Annotated in this window: 12 protein-coding genes; 9 read left to right on the top strand and 3 right to left on the bottom strand. The window is 32.6% G+C overall.

The genetic code is table 11. The features are described from left to right. Positions 1-127: 127 nt before the first annotated feature. The 4 genes from NFR82_RS08545 to NFR82_RS08530 all read left to right on the top strand — a co-directional run bounded on the left by NFR82_RS08545 (position 128) and on the right by NFR82_RS08530 (position 5,481). Positions 128-1,402 carry an ATP-binding protein gene (locus NFR82_RS08545; protein ID WP_251717852.1) on the top strand — a complete coding sequence of 425 codons (1,275 nt, stop codon included), beginning with the start codon at positions 128-130 and terminating at the stop codon, positions 1,400-1,402. A gap of 296 nt (positions 1,403-1,698) precedes the next feature. Continuing rightward, a complete protein-coding gene (locus NFR82_RS08540; protein WP_251717851.1) occupies positions 1,699-4,494 on the top strand; it encodes a DNA methyltransferase in 2,796 nt (931 codons plus the stop codon). Further along, a complete protein-coding gene (locus tag NFR82_RS08535; protein ID WP_251717850.1) occupies positions 4,494-4,889 on the top strand; it encodes a hypothetical protein in 396 nt (131 codons plus the stop codon). Before NFR82_RS08540 ends, NFR82_RS08535 begins: the two co-directional genes overlap by 1 nt. Beyond that, a complete protein-coding gene (locus NFR82_RS08530; RefSeq protein ID WP_251717849.1) occupies positions 4,876-5,481 on the top strand; it encodes a hypothetical protein in 606 nt (201 codons plus the stop codon). Before NFR82_RS08535 ends, NFR82_RS08530 begins: the two co-directional genes overlap by 14 nt. 412 nt (positions 5,482-5,893) lie before the next feature. Here the strand turns inward: NFR82_RS08530 and NFR82_RS08525 are convergent, their stop codons facing one another. Next, a complete protein-coding gene (locus tag NFR82_RS08525; protein ID WP_251717848.1) occupies positions 5,894-7,522 on the bottom strand; it encodes an FAD-dependent oxidoreductase in 1,629 nt (542 codons plus the stop codon). A 125-nt stretch (positions 7,523-7,647) separates the two neighbouring features. On the opposite strand from NFR82_RS08525, the gene NFR82_RS08520 reads away from it, so the two are divergent. The 3 genes from NFR82_RS08520 to NFR82_RS08510 all read left to right on the top strand — a co-directional run bounded on the left by NFR82_RS08520 (position 7,648) and on the right by NFR82_RS08510 (position 10,563). After that, complete coding sequence (locus tag NFR82_RS08520) at positions 7,648-8,532, top strand: LysR family transcriptional regulator (RefSeq protein WP_251717847.1); 885 nt, start codon at positions 7,648-7,650, stop codon at positions 8,530-8,532. Positions 8,533-8,703: 171 nt separating this feature from the next. Then, on the top strand, positions 8,704-9,621 hold the full coding sequence (locus tag NFR82_RS08515) for a hypothetical protein (protein ID WP_251717846.1): 918 nt from the start codon (positions 8,704-8,706) through the stop codon (positions 9,619-9,621). 144 nt (positions 9,622-9,765) lie between these two features. Beyond that, on the top strand, positions 9,766-10,563 hold the full coding sequence (locus NFR82_RS08510) for a DUF6612 family protein (protein WP_251717845.1): 798 nt from the start codon (positions 9,766-9,768) through the stop codon (positions 10,561-10,563). Between the two features lie 103 nt (positions 10,564-10,666). Here the strand turns inward: NFR82_RS08510 and NFR82_RS08505 are convergent, their stop codons facing one another. Both NFR82_RS08505 and hemH read right to left on the bottom strand, forming a co-directional pair. Continuing rightward, on the bottom strand, positions 10,667-11,986 hold the full coding sequence (locus NFR82_RS08505; protein ID WP_251717844.1) for an Nramp family divalent metal transporter: 1,320 nt from the start codon (positions 11,984-11,986) through the stop codon (positions 10,667-10,669). Next, positions 11,979-12,920 (bottom strand): ferrochelatase, encoded by a 942-nt coding sequence (gene hemH / locus NFR82_RS08500; protein ID WP_251717843.1) that lies wholly within the window; start codon positions 12,918-12,920, stop codon positions 11,979-11,981. Before hemH ends, NFR82_RS08505 begins: the two co-directional genes overlap by 8 nt. Positions 12,921-13,163: 243 nt before the next feature. Here hemH and NFR82_RS08495 point away from each other — a divergent pair, with 243 nt between their 5' ends. Together NFR82_RS08495 and NFR82_RS08490 are read left to right on the top strand one after the other, a co-directional pair. Then, a complete protein-coding gene (locus NFR82_RS08495) occupies positions 13,164-13,688 on the top strand; it encodes a hypothetical protein (protein WP_251717842.1) in 525 nt (174 codons plus the stop codon). 118 nt (positions 13,689-13,806) lie between these two features. After that, a partial coding sequence (locus NFR82_RS08490; protein WP_251717841.1) for a transposase occupies positions 13,807-14,040 on the top strand: 234 nt, incomplete at its 3' end.

The following is a 14,040-nucleotide window of genomic DNA, read 5'->3' as shown; positions in this document are numbered from 1 at the left end:
ATGTTAAAGTTCAGAGTGGAAAAATGTTAAAGTTCAGAGTGGAAAAATGTTAAAGTTCAGAGTGGAAAAATGTTAAAATAGAAAGTGTTAATACAATAGTGACAATGTTTTGAGATTGGTGAACATTATGGAATATAACCCAAGAATAATTGATAAATCTTTAGCTAATAATTTGAAAGAATTACCTGCAATATTAGTTGAAGGAGCGAAAGCGGTTGGGAAAACTGAAACAGCTTCTAGATTAGCAAAAACAACTATGAGTTTGGATAATCTGCAGGTTAGGATGTTGTTACAAAACAGTCCAGAGACAATTTTAACTGCCGATAAACCTGTATTGATCGATGAGTGGCAATTAGAGCCAAATCTTTGGTCATTCGTTAGACATCAAATTGATGATGGCCTAGAAGATGGTAGTGTTTTATTTACTGGGAGCAGTATTCGTGTAAATTCTCGTATTCATAGTGGAGCTGGTAGAATTATTAGAATGAAAATGAGACCATATTCTGTTCAGGAAAGAAATATGTCGAGTAGTTACGTCTCATTAGAAAAATTATTAACTCATCCTAATTATAAGGCCGCGGGTTCTAATGACTGCAATCTTAATAATTATTTAGATGAAATCTTTCGTTCAGGATTCCCAGGTATTCGTGAAAAAAGTCCAAGGGCTAGAGAACTGTTGATTAAGGATTACATTAACAATATTGTTCAACATGACTTTGAAGAGAATGGATTCAAAGTAAAAGAACCGGAAACTTTGAGATCTTGGATGAGAGCCTATGCGGCATCAATTGCTACTACTACAAACTATAAAAAGATTATCGATACAGCGATGGCAAATAATGAGAAGGCACCTAGTCGTCCAACCGCCGATTTTTATCGAGAGGCTTTAAAAATTTTATTTGTGATTGATGACGTACCATCATTTATTGGAATGGGTAAGTTATTTCCTGCTTTAACTAAAGCGCCTAAACATTTTATGTTAGATCCAGCTATTGCTATGAGTCTTTTGGATGTTACTAAAGATCAATTAACTGATTTTGATGTTAATAAGCATATTGGAAAGATCAATAGTGATATGATTGGTCAATTAATTGAAAGTCTTGTATACCAGAGCTTGATTGTATATGCAGATGCATTGGACGCACATTTATATCACTTTAGGGATGCAAAAGGTCGTCATGAGATTGATTTTATTGTTCAAAAAGGACGTAACTTAGTTCTATTTGAAGTAAAAACTAATCCTAATGTAAAAGATGATTATGTGAAGCATTTAAATTGGTTTGAAGAAAGGGCAAAGGAAGAATTCAATATAAGCAAGGTGCTTTTGAACACAGGTCAAGTGGCATATCAAAGAAAAGAAGACAATGTTCAGGTTGTACCGATTTCTATGTTGGGTTTGTAAGGCCAAGTTAAGAAATATGAGATAAAATGTATGATAAGTAATTAATAGAAAAAATAAGGAATTTCAATATATTTATTTGAAAACCACGTATTATCTAAATTAGAATTATTGATAAATGAAGATAATGTGCTATTAGTTCGGGGCTCAAATATTAGACATAATATTTTATATTTTCTGTATCAAAACCTAAAGAAGAATAATACAGTTAAATTCATATTTGATGCTTTGAGAAGTGCTGGAATAAAAAATATTTAAAATGTATTAGTAATACAAAATCAAGAGAGAAATTTATATTTATGGATATAACAACACAAAAGAGAAATGCTAAACAATTTATTGAAGATTGGAAAGACCGTGGAAGAGAAAAACAAGACAGCCAATCATTTTGGTTGTCTTTATTGCGTGAAGTTTTAGGTGTTGAAAATCCAGAAAACTTCATTAAGTTTGAAGAAAAAGTAAAATTATCACATGATAGTTTTATTGATGGCTACATTGAGCAAACTCATGTGATGATTGAACAAAAGGGAAGTAATAAGGATTTAGATAAGGCAATTAAACAATCAGATGGAAGTTTGCTAACACCTTTTCAGCAGGCTCAAAGATATTCTGCTGCGTTACCATATTCGCGTCGGCCAAGATGGATTGTTACTTGTAACTTTAAAGAATTTCGTATTTATGATATGGAACATCCCAATTCGGAGCCAGTGAAGATTGAATTGAAAGATCTTGAAACTAGCTATTATCAACTTGAATTCTTAGTAGATAAAAGTAATGAACATCTAGAAAAAGAAAAACGAGTCTCCTTAAGTGCTGGTGAATTAGTCGGTAAAATTTATGATGAACTCTTAAAGCAGTATAAAGATCCAGATAATGAGCATTCGCAAAAGAGTATTAACCAGCTTTGTGTAAGAATCGTATTTTGTTTATACGCTGAAGATGCTGGGATTTTTGGTAAAAGAAATATGTTCCATGATTATCTTGAACAATTTGACACAAGGCAAATGAGACAAGCTTTGATTAAATTGTTTAATGTATTGGATACTAAAGAAGAAGATCGAGATCCTTATCTAGCTGATGATGATCCTAAATTAGCGGAATTTCCTTATGTTAATGGTGGGATGTTCTCTAATGAGGATATAGAGATTCCTTCGTTTACTGATGAATTACGTGATTTGTTATTAAGTAAAGCGAGTGATGAGTTTGACTGGTCTGAAATTAGTCCAACCATTTTTGGTGCTGTATTTGAATCCACTTTAAACCCTGAAACTCGACGCCAGGGCGGGATGCACTATACTTCTGTTGAAAATATTCATAAGGTAATTGATCCTTTATTTTTAAATGATCTTAAAAATGAACTAAATGAGATTAAGAAAACGAATGAATTAGCGACACTAAAGAAAAAGGCTAAGAAATTTCAAGAGAAACTTGCAAATCTAACTTTCTTTGATCCCGCCTGTGGATCAGGTAATTTTTTAACTGAGACATATTTACAGTTAAGAAAGTTAGAAAATGAAGCAATAAAATTGATTTATCCTAATCCTTCGCTGGATGTTGGACAGGCTAAAGATATTATCAAAGTTTCTATTCAACAATTCTATGGAATTGAAATTAATGACTTCGCTGTATCTGTTGCTAAGACTGCTTTATGGATTGCGGAAAGTCAGATGCTTGAAGAAACGAAGGATATCTTTTATGCTGACTGGGACTTTCTGCCTTTGAAGACATATACTCATATTCATGAAGGCAATGCTTTAACAATGGATTGGAATGACGTAATTCCTAATTATGCTTGTCACTATATAATGGGAAATCCGCCGTTTGTTGGATATGGTTTACAAACCAAGGAACAAAAACAGAACATAAGAAATATTTACGTTGATGAAAATGGCAAACCCTTAAAGAATGCTGGCAAAATTGACTTTGTAGCCGGTTGGTACTATAGAGCCGCACAGTATATTTATAAAACAAATATTCAAGTAGCATTTGTATCTACTAATTCAATTACACAAGGAGATCAAGTATATCCAGTTTGGCAACCTTTGTTTAATCAATTTCAAATACATATTAATTTTGCATATAAAACTTTTATTTGGAATAGTGAAGCAAAAGATAAAGCTCATGTACATGTTGTAATTATTGGGTTTAGTTTTGCTAAATTGAATAAGAAGAAAGTATTATATGAAGAATCTACATATAAAGTAGTAAATAATATCAATGCTTATTTGTTAGATGCCCCTAATATTCTTTTAAAAAGCATATTTAAACCTTTATGTCTGGTTCCTAAAATGACAACTGGTAATAGACCTGCAGATGGAGGTTATTTGATAATTGAAAAAAATCAATTTCAAGACTTTATTAAAAAGGAACCGAAAGCTAAAAAATGGATTAAAAAGCTAACGGGTGCTAGAGAATATCTTCATAATGAGGATAGATATTGTTTATGGTTAGTGGGTATAACTCCTAAAGAATTGCATCAGATGCCTTTAGTATTACAACGTGTTGAAGAGTGTAAGAAAGATAGACTTAATGGGGCAAAGGATAGGCAAAAATTAGCAGAAACTCCATGGTTGTTTAGGGAGAAAAAAAATCCAACAAAATATTTACTAATACCTCGTGTATCTTCAGAAAACAGAAGATATATTCCTATTGGTTATTTAAATGATAAAACTATTCCAACTGATTCAGCTACGATTATTCCTAATGCTAATTTGTTTGAATTGGGAGTCTTAGAATCTAATATGCACATGGCATGGATGAGGACAGTAGCAGGACGACTGAAGAGCGACTACAGATATTCTGCTAAGATTGTTTATAACAATTTTCCATGGCCAACGCCAACAGATAAACAAAAGGAAAAAATTAAAAAGACAGCTCAAGCAATTTTGGATGCACGTGCATTATATCCAGATAGTTCACTTGCTGATCTTTATGATCCATTAACCATGCCGAAGGAATTGCTTAAGGCACATCAAGATAATGATCGTGCAGTAATGGAAGCTTATGGCTTACCAGTTAAAGGAACAACTGAAAGTGATGCTGTAGCATATCTGTTTAGAATGTATGAGAAATTGATCAAAGACAAGGAAAAGTAATGATCATATACACTAAATATAAATTTGATGGAGATGTATCTTTTTCAAGGTTTATTGATATTGAAGAAGTGACAGATCATAAATATAGTTGCTTAGGACAAATGACTAGAGTAACTATTAATGATGGTAGAATTTATGAAGGTTTTGCCGATGAGCCCTATTTAACGGGAAAAGGTAATAGTTTAACGTTAAAATGGTATGATGACATAGATTATGAAACATTTCATTTAAGAAGTGGAGATATGACTACAATATTTATTCCATTAAACATCGTTGTTAAAATAGAATCTATTTTGCATAGTAATCCACGGTGGGGACATCCGGCAATTAATAGATTTGTGTTTAGTGGAGATGTAAAATCTAGATTGATGAAAATTCGAAATGAGAAAAATTAGATTCTATGTAAAGAAATATAAGCTTTATATGTTAACTTTTATAATTGGTTTTTTATTTGCGATTATAATAAGTGGATATATACATTACCAAATCATAATTAATATTAATGGAGAACAATTTGGTTCAGTTGCTGATTGGATAAGTGGATTGGGAAGTGTAGGAGCTGTAATAACTTCTTTATGGCTAGCTTCTGATAAAAGGGGCAGAGTTAAAGTTACTCATTCATTAAAGATAGATTATATTGAAAAGCCTGAGAGAATTTTAAACAATACTCTCTCTGTAATATTTGATGCATACAATAAAGGTAATAAACCTGTAACTTTGGAATTTTATGGATTTAAAAAAGCTACAGAAAAAGATTATATAAGATTTGGAGATCATAAAAGAAAAAAAGTAAATCCAGGTGAATCAATTAGTAATAAATTTAATGTCTATGATATTGAAAGATATGTAAATCTGAAAAATTATTCGGGTAAAATAGATGTTTGTTATAATGAACCAACTGGTGATAAACATACTGAAAGATTTGAATGGGAAGATGTTATACAAGCATTTAAAAAAACTCCATCCAAAAAGGATGAAGCGAAGTAAGATAATCGACTTAAAATGGTCACAATTGGTCACAAAGTTTTCCAACTTAAAGAATTTTGTTCCAGTTTTTTCCATATTATATGTAATTTAAATAAAAATTGTATGGAATATGATGGATTAGAATTCAACAGTGTGGAAAATAGTTCTGGTTCTGCTAATCCGAAATTCTCAAAACGTTAATCTTTGGATTTACGTATCTATTCAAAAAAGCATCTTAATCATGTATTGAACTGTAAAAGTGTCTAATTTTTCGTCTCAGTACAATGGGATGCTTCTCAATAAATCAAAATAACATATTAACTATCGGAATATTAAGTTGAGATAAAATATTTAAGTTTCCAATGAATAAAAATGAACCTTCAGTAGAGAACTGATAAATTTCTACTAAAAGTGCATTTTCATTTTCAATTATTTAAAGTTGAGAAGCTCCAGATGAAGCGTCTGTTTGATCATCTACTTCAACTACAGGAATATTGTCATTTATACTATTTTCAGTAGTTTTTGGATGATTTCCAGTTGCAACATTTTTACCGGCTAAACGTCCAAAAGTTTGAGCGTGACTTGCTGCTAAACCTGGAACACGATCATTGTATGAACCCCAGAAGAATCCACCGGCATCGTTACCGGCAGCGTATAAATGTTTAATTGGATTGTAGTTTTCATCTAATACTTCCATGTTAGTATTAATTCTTAACCCATCAAAAGTACATAGAATTCTACCACCAAGAATACAACCGTAGAACGGACCTTTTTCAATAGGTGTAATTCTATAAGCTTCTTTACCAAATTCATCATCCTTATGGGCAATAACTTGTTGATTATTCTTTTCAACAGATTTCTTTAGTGATTCAACTGGTAAGTGTAGTTTATCAGCTAATTCTTCAATAGTATCAGCCTTAACAACTAAACCATCTTTAATATGTTGTTCAGTATCAGCAATAAAGGCTTCTTTATCTTTCATATATCCAGGGAATCCGAAACGCGCACATCCTAACATATGTATTTTTTCAAGATAATTACTGTAATTATCATCCCAAATCATTGCATATAAGTATCCAGGTTCTTTACTTGCTGCATTTACAATAAATTGATATGGAACAGATTCGTTAGAAAATCTTTCACCACGTAAGTTAACTTTAAGGAATGGGTAAGAACCAATCCAAAGCCAGTGATCATAAGTACTGGTTTGATAATACATGTCTTCAGTCTTTGTGCCGACTGGAACTAAACCGCGGTCAAAAATAGTTTCTGCAGGTTCTTCATCCTTAATTGCCCCAATGTTCATTGCTGAAGTAATGCCAGCACCGTTTGAACGAGGGGAATCATTGTAAACATTCTTCTTTAATGCAAGTGGATCCCATTTTTGTAGTAAATCTTTGTTTGCGGAATATCCACCAGTAGCAATTACTACACCTTTAGTAGCATTAATTTGATAGAATTCATCTTTTGCTAAATCTTTTACAATAACTCCGGTAACAGTATCATTTTCTTTAATTAGCTTAACTAAAGAAGTTTCAAAGCGTAAATCAATATTATGAGATTTTTGATAATCTAGGAACCAATTACCATATTGAGCAAAGCTTTTGTCATCCTTGGTTGGATCGTTTTCAGTAGGGAATGCTTGATAAGCTTTACTGGTTATCATGGCATCAGGTTCAGATTTTAAGTGAGCACCATGTGGTTTTAGGATATTATCTTCTAACCAATTAACAGTTTCACCACTGTTATCTGCCCAAGTGTTTAGTAGGCGTTCATCAACATTGTGTTGTGCGAATGAAGCCAGAGATTCAACTAACTCTCGTTTATCTATTACTGTACCAGCACGTTTTTGAGCGTTACTATCTACACTTGCTAGACCGACTCTCATTAAATTAATTGTTTTTTCTTTTTCAATTAAAGTTACTTTTGCACCTTGTTCATTTGCGGCAGCAGATGCCATCATACCTGCATTACCAGCACCTATTACTAAAACTTCAGTAGTATCTGTTCTAACTGGTTTAATATCTTCATTGTAACCATCAACATTTTTCAAGTATCCCATAATTTACTCCTTTAATATTGAATATCAGAAATAATTATTTGAAATCGTTTACAGTTAATATAATATTGAATAAGATAAAATATGTGAAATACTAAACTTTTATATGATATAAGGAAAATTTATAAATGGATTTAAATCATTTAAATATTTTTGTCACATTGGCAGAAACTTTGAACTACTCTAAAACGGCTAAATTAATGCATATTTCCCAACCTGCTGTCTCGCAGATCATTTCATCAATGGAAATTGAAGTAGGAGTTACCTTGTTTAATCGTAATCATCGACAAGTTGAATTAACGAAGAATGGACAAATCTTTTATCAGAATATTAAGGCAATGCTTAATAGTTATAACAAGACTATTCAAGAAACCCGTCAAGCTTTTAGTAGGGAACAGAGTAATATTTCTATAGGTGCAACTGGAACTCCTTTTGAGCAAGAATTTCTTCCTAAGTTGCTATTTGAATTTAAACAAAAATACCCCAAAATAAAGGTGTTCCTGGAGTATTATAATCATAACTTATTAAAAGATCATTTATTAAAGCATGACAATGACTTGATTTTTGATACTAAAGATGACATAGGAGCAACTGAAGATCTAGAATTTCATGAATTGAAAAAAGGATATTTTACGTTTTTGGTTCCAACTGGTAGTACTTTAAGTAATTTAACTCAACTAACGTTATCTGATTTAAATCATCAAAGTATGATTCTATTAGATAAGAATTGGTGTCCAGATCAACAATGGAAGATTCAAGAAGAAATTAGAAAGAATGTTCCAACCTTGGATATTTCATATGCTAACAATGTTCAAGTTGCTACAACTTTAGTTAGGGCAGGAGTAGGTATAACAATTATACCCGACTTTATCGCTGATAGTAATTTGAAAAAAATAAGGCTCAATCAAACTCCAACTTTGCACTATGGTTTGGTTGAACTTAACTTAGATCAAAATGATGCTAAAAATAAATTTATTAAACATTGTAAGGAGTTTTTTGACAAATATTTTTAATTTAATTAGTGTGCCTACAAAAACAAGAAGTTGATGGTTATGTTGCGGAATTGAAACCACTTAAAGAATAATTTAAATGAAAAAAGGATCAATTATGATTGGTCCTTTTTGTTAAGGAAATAACATTGCTATAATATAATTCAGCAAAAAGAAGAAAGATAGGTCAATTTTATGCGAAAAATATTAGGAAGCATTGGTTCAGAAGAGCGGCATACTTTTCAAGCAGATTTTGGAAAATATGGATATAAACGTTACCACGATCCAATTCGCGGAGAATTGTATAGTCCAACAATGGTAGTTCGTAACGTTAAGATCGTTGATGATCCAGATAATCCAAAAATGATTACAGATCACCTTTGGCTTAATTTGACTAAAGGTTTCTCTAGCCTGGGTCTACTTCAAGAAGGGGATCGAATTCAATTTAACGGTCGCGTTTCTGAATACAGCAAGGGATTCATCAATAAGGATAAAAAAGACTATGAACTAACGTACCCAAGCAAAGTTCAACTGCTAACGGATCGAGAGGTTCAGGCGATACCGGAAGATCATCGAGTTTTGATAGGGATGATCATGAATTTGAATTATAAATTCTACAATAATGCTGGACGACCACTGGTGCCATATTTCATGGATGCCTTTGCTCAGTGGCAAAAAGATCAGGAGCATCCTCTTCCAATTGAAAGCCATAAAGGTAATGAGTTCGAAAATTCTAGCAATTATGATGTGCTAGATTATCAGAATGAAAAAGATGAGATGGAAAAACGTTTGGCTGAACAAAAAGAGAAGAAAGCCAAACAGCAAGAAGCAGGACTTGCAATTTTACAAAGTAACTCAAAATTGGTAGAGGAATTGGTTGCTTTAGGAAAAGAGCAGAAAGAAAAAGCAAAGGATGAATCCGCAGCCGAATATTGTTACATTTCTAATAGTAAGTTGAGTAGGATCCTTGAACAGAATAAGATTGATAAGTCTGAACAACCTAATATTAAACAAGCTCTTGCATCTGATTGGTTTCACGAACAGTTCGATAATGGAGAGAAAGAAGAATTGTCTCCATTAGAATTGTTGGCTAATAAGTTTAATCAGAAATAATGGATATTGCTCCTTAGAGAAGATTTGTATCAAAGTGTGCCAGCGGCTGAATTTTATAAAGAAGCGATAAATTTTATGTTGTGTAATACTAGCCTTGTTTGATATTCTATTAAAGACAGAGAAAAACATAACAGGAGTAGAATATTGAAAAAGAATAAGATTATCAAGAGTATTATTGTTTCAAGCATGTTTGTAGTTTCAGCAGGAGTCCTTACTGGATGCTCGAATTCACAAACAAGCTCAAGTCAGGCTCAAAGTAACCTTCCTTCAGCAAAGGAAATTATCAAAAAGAATTCAAAGTATAAAGATTATAAGAGCATGAGCTTCGATGTTATTGCAAAGCAGGGCGATAATAAGAACAATGCCTATGTCCAATATACAAAGGATTCCGGTGATTTTCATGAAGAAGCAAAGTCTGACGAAGTTGGCAGCATAAAGATATGGAAAGTTGATAAGGATATTTACGTTAAAGTTAAGGGAATTGTACTTAAACAAAGTGCCAAAGATTTACCTTCAATTAATGATTCATCAAAATCAATGGACTCTATTTTGAAAAGAATTCCGGATTTAGCTGCTGATAGCAAAGAAACTGATTGTAAGGTAAAGTCGGTTGGTTCAAATTATGAACTTTCATTTAGTAAGAAGAGTCCGAAAGTTGACACAGCTGATGAGTTAGATCAATTTTTATACGTTCCAAATGCTTTTTCAAGTATTACTACCATCAGCAATAATGCAAAAATCAAAAACTTTTCAATCAAATTCTTAATTGGAAAGAAAAATTACGACACTAAGAGAATAGTTTTAGCTTACGATCTTAAAGATAAGAAAACAACTAATGTTTCAATTGATTTTAAGTTTAACAATATTAAACAAATCAATGTTCCAGCAAGTATCAAGGACGATGCAATTGATGGTAAGGGCTTAGATAATAAAAAGATATAAAAAAAGCATCCCAACAGGGGATGCTTTTTTTGACTAATTAACCTTACATTTAGCAGCAACTGAAATCGAATTTGTAGTTCATTACTATATTAAGGAGACTGCCCTATATAGTTTCAATAATTAATTCCACATTGAGAAGAGTAATGATTGCGGTAAGTATCAACCCGATTGCAAATTGCCATTTTTTGTTAACATGAACGCCCATTACTTTTTTGTTACTAGTTAAAAATACTAATGGGAATAAAGTAAATGGTAAAGCAATGCTTAATGCAATCTGTGCATAGACGATTAAATTTTCAAAAATTGTTTCGTTAAATCTAACTAAAAAACCAATAATTAAGATTGGAATTAATGTAACGAATCGGGTTAGAAGCCGTCTCTGCCATAGTGGCAAGCGAATATTTAAATATCCTTCCATGACTATTTGACCAGAAAGAGTACTGGTAATAGAAGAAATTAATCCTGTAATGAGTAAAGCAAAAGCGAATAAATAAGACATGATTGGACTTGCCAGATTGCCGACAATATTTGAATTATTTAAACCCTTGAAAACATCCATTAGGCTAGCTAACTGATCAGAATGATTGAAAAAGAGTATTCCGCCAAGGATTAAAAGCAAACTATTAATAATAAGTGCCATGACTAAGTGAACGATCGAATCCCAGTTGGCAAAACGAAGGGTTTCTTTGACTTGTCTAGGATCATGATAATCATAGCGACGACTCTGAGCGAGGGATGAATGCAAATAAATATTGTGGGGCATAATTGTCGCTCCAACAATACCTAAACTTAGAATTAGTTTGTCCTGATTAGTAAAAATAGTTTCGTTCGGAATAAATCCTTGAAAGATTTGACCAGCATTGGGGTGCACGTGATTAACTTCAATTGCAAAGATAATACCAACGGTAATGATTGATATAACAGTGATAGCCTCGATTCTTCTGATACCAAAACGCATAAACCAGAGAACAACAAAAACGTCTAAGATCGTAAGTAAAACGCCAAAAATTAGTGGTAAATTAAACAGCATTTTTAACGCTAATGCTGTACCGATGACACCTGTTAAGTCGGTTGCCATCATTGCTATTTCGTTTAGAATCCAGAGAAAATAGCGAACTGGTTTATTTGTGTGATTAGCGATTGCTTGAGCCAAATCCTGTCTACTGGCAATGCCAAACCTTATAGAAAGCGACTGCATAAACATCGCAATGATAATTGAAATTAGCAAAACTGACAGAAGCTGATACTTATATTGACTACCGCCAGCTAAAGAAGTTAGCCAATTTCCAGGATCCATATATCCTACGGCAACAAGCGCTCCGGGACCCGAGTAAGCCAGAAATTTTCTGAAAAAGCTGTTCTCATATACCGATGGCACAACGACACTGCCGTTTATTTCATCTAAACTCTTTTTATTAGGCATTTTTATTCGCCTGCCTCTGTGCTAAATCAGCGATGAATTTACCAAACTTAGGATCATCATTTAGGGCAGTAACAATATCTAAATTTTGACCGCCATTTTCTCTAAAAGCCTGATAGTTTTGAACATAGTCTTCTTCAATTGTTTCAAGACAATCAGTTACAAATGAAGGTGCCACAATTAAAATATTGCGATCGCCCAGTTGAACAGCCTCTAGTAATGAATTTTTTAAATATGGCTTAAGCCACGGCATTGGACCAAATTTAGATTGGAAGACCATTTTGATCTTGTCTTTAGGAATATCTAAACGATCAATAAGCATTTGCGTTGCTTCTTTGCATTCGTCTAAATATGGATCACCTTGTTTTACTTCACGTGAAGGGATGCCATGATAAGAAATAAATAGCCGATCATACTTCTTTTTCTTCCAAGCGCTACGTACATGCTCGGCTAGGGCATCTTGATAATCCTTTTCTTGATAAAAACGGTCAATAATCGTTGTTGGGACATGACTCTTTTCAACTTGCTCAATAATTGATTTGGTCGTTGAAAGCGTGTATTCAGGAAACAAAGACATTATCACAATCTTTTTACAGCCAGAATTATGCATTTGCTGCAAAGTATCGCTTATGTCGGGATCACCGTAAGTCATCGCCATTCGAACTTGCCATTTAGGCAACAGACTCTGCACCATATCAGTAATTTTTTGTGTGTAAAAAATAAGTGGTGAACCATTCTCACTCCATTCGTCTTGATAAAAAGTGGCAGAGCGCCAGGAACGAAGCGGTAAAACAATTCCATTTAAAATAGGATGCCAAAACCACTTGGGCAAAGTGACAACATTTTGGTCGTCTAAAAATTCTCGTAAATATTCTTTAACGTCTTGGGTAGTCGGCGATTTAGGTGAACCTAAATTGACTAATAATAATCCATTCATTCTGCATTTCCTCACTTGCAATTGATTGCATTTTACTTCTATTATGGAATACTTTGCTGGAAAATGATATAGACCCGATGTTATATATTAAAAAAACAAGAATTGTACTGAGTGTAAAAGTTATACAAACTATTTTACGGCCTCTAAAAATACTCAATTAATATATAACTAATTTTGGATCAATATTATTTTGAAGTAGAGATATAATTAATGTGTCAAGCAATTATGTTATTTGGAGGAAATATGAAGATTAAAAAAATTACTACTTTTTTAAGTGCTATGTTATTTTTTGGCTTTTTAACCTATGGAGCCGTTAATTGTCAATCTAGCGTTGTTGAAGCAGCTGTCTTTAAAAAAGCCAGTGTGCCAAAGAAATTTAGAGGAACATGGTACGGATATTCATATCGTAATAATAAACTTAAAGCTTTTAAGATAACTCGGACACGTATTAATTTGGCAGGATATGCTGATAGTAAATCTAAAACTAGAACTTATAAATATACTAACAAAGCTCATAACTATCAATATAAGAATGTTAATACTTACAGTTCTCACCAATTGATTAAGTCTAAAGGCAACAGAATGTTCATGAGTTATCCAATGGGTGAAACTGCAGCTGCTTACGTTACTAAAAACCGCAAAAAGTTGTATGTTGGTGTAGACACTACAGTTGATACATATTATAAAAGTAAGTCTGCTGCTAAAAAGAATTATAAGTTAAGTAATAGCAGAAACCCAAAGCTTTTCAAATTAGTTTGGGAAATCTAGTGTAAAAAAACCAACTTCATTATATGAACTGAGATCCAAGAATTAGATGATATAGTCCTACTTTAGTAGACAGTATAAATATATAAACTGTACTATCTATGAAAGTAGGACTTTTTGTATGTCTAGAAAAAGTAAATTTAGTTATGAAGCTAAACTTAAAGCAGTTAAACAATATTTAACTGGAGAAGGTTCATTAACTTCAATTGCAAAAGCCTTAGGAGCTGGTACGGAATCACTGCATCAGTGGGTACATGCATTTAAAGCTCAAGGTCCAGAAGCCTTAAAACCACATAATAATAATCAGAGATATAGTAAAGATTTTAAATTAAAGTGTGTAGCTGCTTATTTAATT

It is taken from the genome of Lactobacillus agrestimuris, from assembly GCF_943193025.1.
Taxonomy (GTDB): Bacteria; Bacillota; Bacilli; order Lactobacillales; family Lactobacillaceae; genus Lactobacillus; species Lactobacillus agrestimuris.
The sequence above is the reverse complement of the archived record's forward strand: the minus strand, read 5'-3'. Positions and strand labels throughout refer to the sequence as shown.

What these genes read in the sequence shown, in the direction of transcription:
- NFR82_RS08545 (WP_251717852.1), top strand. Translation starts at nt 128, where the DNA reads ATGGAATATAACCCAAGAATAATTGATAAATCTTTAGCTAATAATTTG.
- NFR82_RS08540 (WP_251717851.1), top strand. Translation starts at nt 1,699, where the DNA reads ATGGATATAACAACACAAAAGAGAAATGCTAAACAATTTATTGAAGAT.
- NFR82_RS08535 (WP_251717850.1), top strand. Translation starts at nt 4,494, where the DNA reads ATGATCATATACACTAAATATAAATTTGATGGAGATGTATCTTTTTCA.
- NFR82_RS08530 (WP_251717849.1), top strand. Translation starts at nt 4,876, where the DNA reads ATGAGAAAAATTAGATTCTATGTAAAGAAATATAAGCTTTATATGTTA.
- NFR82_RS08525 (WP_251717848.1), bottom strand. Translation starts at nt 7,522, where the DNA reads ATGGGATACTTGAAAAATGTTGATGGTTACAATGAAGATATTAAACCA.
- NFR82_RS08520 (WP_251717847.1), top strand. Translation starts at nt 7,648, where the DNA reads ATGGATTTAAATCATTTAAATATTTTTGTCACATTGGCAGAAACTTTG.
- NFR82_RS08515 (WP_251717846.1), top strand. Translation starts at nt 8,704, where the DNA reads ATGCGAAAAATATTAGGAAGCATTGGTTCAGAAGAGCGGCATACTTTT.
- NFR82_RS08505 (WP_251717844.1), bottom strand. Translation starts at nt 11,986, where the DNA reads ATGCCTAATAAAAAGAGTTTAGATGAAATAAACGGCAGTGTCGTTGTG.
- hemH (WP_251717843.1), bottom strand. Translation starts at nt 12,920, where the DNA reads ATGAATGGATTATTATTAGTCAATTTAGGTTCACCTAAATCGCCGACT.
- NFR82_RS08495 (WP_251717842.1), top strand. Translation starts at nt 13,164, where the DNA reads ATGAAGATTAAAAAAATTACTACTTTTTTAAGTGCTATGTTATTTTTT.